At 71.1% G+C, this 4,303-nt stretch carries 4 protein-coding genes and 1 pseudogene; 2 read left to right on the top strand and 3 right to left on the bottom strand.

The window, feature by feature from the left end:
• A pseudogene (locus HY68_RS45065) lies at nt 1–296 on the top strand (MDMPI N domain containing protein); the annotation flags it as partial.
• A 27-nt stretch (nt 297–323) separates the two neighbouring features.
• On the opposite strand, the gene purU reads toward HY68_RS45065, so the two are convergent.
• Entirely contained in the window at nt 324–1,232 is a 909-nt protein-coding gene (gene purU, locus HY68_RS13580) for a formyltetrahydrofolate deformylase (RefSeq protein ID WP_041988529.1), read from the bottom strand.
• Nucleotides 1,233–1,266: 34 nt separating this feature from the next.
• Nucleotides 1,267–1,713: a hypothetical protein gene (locus tag HY68_RS13575; RefSeq protein WP_041988526.1), complete on the bottom strand. Its 447-nt coding sequence runs from the start codon at nt 1,711–1,713 to the stop codon at nt 1,267–1,269.
• 174 nt (nt 1,714–1,887) lie between these two features.
• Between HY68_RS13575 and HY68_RS13570 the strand changes: the two genes are divergently transcribed.
• On the top strand, nt 1,888–3,168 hold the full coding sequence (locus HY68_RS13570; RefSeq protein ID WP_041988524.1) for an ABC transporter substrate-binding protein: 1,281 nt from the start codon (nt 1,888–1,890) through the stop codon (nt 3,166–3,168).
• 12 nt (nt 3,169–3,180) lie between these two features.
• Here the strand turns inward: HY68_RS13570 and HY68_RS13565 are convergent.
• On the bottom strand, nt 3,181–4,303 hold a 1,123-nt coding region (locus HY68_RS13565; RefSeq protein WP_198533264.1), incomplete at its 5' end, for a hypothetical protein.

The following is a 4,303-nucleotide window of genomic DNA, read 5'->3' as shown; positions in this document are numbered from 1 at the left end:
GCCGCGGCGGGCTCGCGGCGCCCGCCCGGCATCTGGTCGCTGCGGGGGCCGAGGGGCGGTCGCTGCATCTGGAGGTCGAGGGGGCGGGCGGCGGTGACTGGTACATCCCGCTGGACTCGCCGGGCGCGATCGGCTCCCCCGACCGCGCGGTGGCCCAGGTCGCGCTGGACGGCATCGAGTTCTGCCAGCTGGTGGCGGGGCATGTCGCGCCGGAGGAAGCGGCGGCGGGCCAGGACGGCGACCGCGAGGCGATCAGGGACGTCCTGTTCGCCGCGGCGGCGATGAGCCGGCTCTGAGCCCCGGACCAGCCAACGAGGCGACCGTCAGGTGAAGACGACCGTCCGGTGCCCGTTGAGCAGAATGCGGTGCTCCGCGTGCCACTTGACGGCGCGGGCCAGCGCCTGGCATTCGACGTCGCGGCCGATCGCCACCAGCTGCTCAGGGGTGACCTGGTGGCCGACGCGCTCGACCTCCTGCTCGATGATCGGGCCCTCGTCCAGCTCCGCCGTCACATAGTGCGCCGTCGCGCCGATGACCTTCACCCCGCGGGCGTGCGCCTGGTGGTAGGGCTTCGCGCCCTTGAAGCTCGGCAGGAAGGAGTGGTGGATGTTGATGAGCCGGCCGGACAGCTGCTTGCACAGGTCGTCCGAGATCACCTGCATGTAGCGGGCGAGCACGACGAGTTCCACGCCCTCGTCCCTGACCAGCTGGAGCAGCTCGGCCTCGGCGAGCGCCTTGCTGTCCTTGGTGACCGGAATGTGCCGGAACGGGATGTTGTAGGACGCGGCGAGTTCGGCGAAGTCGGTGTGGTTGGACACGACGGCGGCGATCTCCACCGGCAGGGCGCCGATGCTCGCCCGGAACAGCAGGTCGTTCAGGCAGTGGCCGAACTTGGACACCATCAGCACGACCCGCATCCGCTCCTCGGCGCGGTGGATCGCCCACTCCATCCGGAACGAGTCGCCCACGGCGGCGAAGCTGGCGCGCAGTTTCTCCACGGTGACCGGCGTCCCCGCGGAGAAGTGCACCCGCATGAAGAACAGCCCCGTGTCGTGGTCGCCGAACTGCTGGCTGTCCTCGATGTTGCAGCCGGTCATGAAGAGATAGCTCGACACGGCGTGCACGATGCCCTGCCGGTCGGGGCACGACAGCGTCAGCACGTACTGCTCGGACTGCTCGGACGGGGCAGGTGCCGGCCCGGCGACGGCCGGTGGCTGCGGGACGGAGCTCATGACCCCAGAGGATCCCACACCCGCCACCGCCGGGTCAGGCCGTACGCGTCATGATCCGCAGCACGTCGAGCGACTGGGGCACCGTGTCCGGGTCCTCGGCGTCGTTCGCCGCCAGCCGTACGTGCGCCTCACGGGCGGCCCGTACGGCCTCCGGCCAGCCGTGATGCTCCAGATAGGCCGACACGGGCGCGTCGGCCCCGACCTGGTGCATGATGCGCAGCACCCGCAGCACGGCCACGTCCACGAGCGCGGCCTCGCCCGAGTCGCGGAATATCGTGCCGACGTATTTCTCGGCGGACCAGTTGTCCAGCCAGGTGTCCTCGACGAGCCGGTACACGGCGTCGGTGACGTCGCCGTACCCCTCGCGGCCGGCCAGCCAGTAGTCCTGATGGAAAGCGGGATCGGAAAGCATGTGCAGCGCCGAGCGCACGTTGCTGCGCCAGCGCCACCACGGCATGTCAGTAGGCGGCATGCCGACCATGGTGGATGAGCGACGGGCACGACGGGAAGAGTTATCGGAAGCTTGCTGCACGGTCGTTGATCGTACGGTCCGTACGGATGCGACGGTTCGTCCCCCCGCAATTCACCGCGCCGTCACCCGGTGTTGATCCTCCTACACACCAGCGTTACCCGTGAGCCGGAAGCCTGCCTGTCCATGACTGGTCGGCGACGCCCCACCTTGCCTCACCCCTTCCGTACCACCAAGATCCGCGCCCTGTGCGCGGCGCTGGCCGGTGTCCCGCTCCTCGCCGGATGCGGCACGCTCCCCGGCACCTCGGACAACTCCCGGCAGCCCGTCACCGTCATGACCTGGGCGCCGGTGGGTACGAACGCGACGAACCAGCCGGGCATGCCGGCGATGGCGAAGGCGTTCGCCCGCTGGGTCAACAACGCGGGCGGTGTCGACGGCCATCAGCTGCGCATCGTGACGTGCAACGAACGCAACACCGCCTCGGGTGCCGCCGCCTGCGCGCGGGAGGCCGTGGACAAGGACGTGGCGGCGGTCGTCGGTTCGTACAGCCAGTTCGGCCAGCAGTTCCTGGCGCCGCTGGAGGGCGCCTCCATCCCGTACCTGGGCGGTTACGGCCTCACCGACGAGGAGTTCAGCAGCTTCGTCTCGTACCCGGTCAACGGCGGCCAGGCGACGCTCCTGGCGGGCAACGGCAGGCAGCTGTCGGCCGGCTGCGAGAAGACGGCGCTGGTACGGCCCGACACCATCGCGGGGCTCGACCTGCCGAGCCTCCTCGACGCGGGCCTGGCCCAGGGCCGCCGGCCCGCGACCTTCGACATCCGGGCCCCCGAGGACGCGACCGACTACACCAAGCAGGCCGAGAAGGCCCGGGACGACGCCGAGGACGGCGGCTGTGTCACGACGCAGCTCGGCGACCGTACGGAGACGTTCTTCGACTCCTACCGGCGGCTCCCCTACGACGGCAGGGACATCAAGCTGTCGTCGGTGATCGGCTCGGTCGACCAGCCGCTCGTCGACAGCACCGGCGGCAAGAAGGGCCCGCTGGAAGGCGCGCTGGTCACCGGCTGGTACCCGGAGTCGAGTTCCGCCGCGTGGCGGCCCATGCGGGACGTGATCGACAAGGAAGCGTTCGGGGACAACTCGATCGACCCGGACAGCACCGGGGTGCAGACGACCTGGATCGCGTACACGGCGCTCAAGAAGGTCATCGAGTCGATCGACGACGACACCGTCACGGCGCGGAAGATCATGAACGCGCTGAGCCGCGGTGTGACGGTCGACACGGGCGGCCTCACCCCGCCGCTGCGCTGGCGGTACGAGGACATGCTCGGCGCCCCCGGCTTCCCCAGGATCGTCAACAGTGACGTGACGTTCCAGGTGGTGCGCCAGGGGCGGCTGGTGGCTCAGCAGAAGGGCTTCGTGGACGTCGGCAAGATCCTCGCCGGCACCGACGTCAGCTCCTGAGGCGAGCGGGCCTCACAGCTCCGTCGAGGCCCGCTTCGTGAGCCCGTACTTCGTCGCGATCGAGTTCCACAGCTTCGACGCCTGGTTCTTGGCCTTCGTGGCGTCACCGCTCGACCGGTTGGCCTGGGCGGCGGCCTGCGTCCTGCGCGGGTGGCCGCCCTTGCAGTTCTTGCCGCGCTTGGACTGGTCGGCCCAGTCCGCGTAGTGGTCGTCGGCCGCGGCCGAGGCCTGCCAGCCGTCGGTGAGGGAGGACGCCAGCTCCTCGTGGTTCGGGAGCTGGTCGATCGACAGGCCCTTGAGCTGGTCGACGAGCGCCCTGCGCTGGCCCGCCGCGTCACGCAGGTCGTCGGACGCCTGGTCCAGGTTGTCGCAGGACCCGATGTTGCCGACCGCCCTGATGACCGCCGCGCGGCTGTTGTTGCTGGTCGCGAGGAGCTTGTCGAGGGATTCGGCCTGCGGCTTCGCCGGGTCGTCCGCCGTCTGCGAGGACGGCGCCGTGGCGGGTGAACTGGCCGAAGCGACGTTGTCGCTGTCGTCCTGCTTCTTGTCGTCGCCACCGCTCATCAGCGCGCCGGCGCCGAGCCCGATGATGGCGCAGCCGACGACGACGGCGGCGATCAGCGGGCCCTTGGACGACTTGCGGCGCCCCGCGCCCCTGCCCTGCGGCGGCTGCGGTTCGTAGCCGGCCGGCTGGGGCTCGTACGCCCGCGGCGGGCGCGGCGGGCCCGCGTTGTACTGGTCGAACTGCGGGAGCTGCTGGGTCGAGTCCGGGCTCTCCTGCCCGTTCTGCCCCGCCGGGCCCTCGGTGCGGAAGAGGCTGTCGAACTCGGCGGGCGGCGTCCGGTCCTCCGGCTCCCCCTGCCGGATTCCGTACGCGTCGCCGGGCGGCGGCGTCGGGGGGTCCTGGGCGGGGACGGGCGCGATGAACTGCGTGGCCTGCTCGTCGGGCCCCGAGCCGTGCTGCTGCGGCATGTGGGCCGGCATGTGCTGCTGGGACATCTGCGGCGGCATGTGGGCGATGTACTGCGTCGCGTCCTGGTCGCCGCCGGGCACCGGCGGCAGGTACTGCGTCGCGTCGGCGCTGCCCGGCGCGGGCACCTCGGCGGGCAGGGGCTGCGGCAGCGGCTGCGGGCCG

The organism is Streptomyces sp. AcH 505 (assembly GCF_000818175.1).
Classification (GTDB): domain Bacteria; phylum Actinomycetota; class Actinomycetes; order Streptomycetales; family Streptomycetaceae; genus Streptomyces.
Note: the sequence above shows the minus strand (reverse complement) of the source record. Positions and strands in the feature narration are given on the sequence as shown.

Bases quoted from the DNA above. Each gene is read 5' to 3' on its own strand.
- purU (WP_041988529.1), bottom strand. From the start codon at position 1,232: ATGAGCTCCGTCCCGCAGCCACCGGCCGTCGCCGGGCCGGCACCTGCC.
- HY68_RS13570 (WP_041988524.1), top strand. From the start codon at position 1,888: ATGACTGGTCGGCGACGCCCCACCTTGCCTCACCCCTTCCGTACCACC.
- HY68_RS13575 (WP_041988526.1), bottom strand. From the start codon at position 1,713: ATGGTCGGCATGCCGCCTACTGACATGCCGTGGTGGCGCTGGCGCAGC.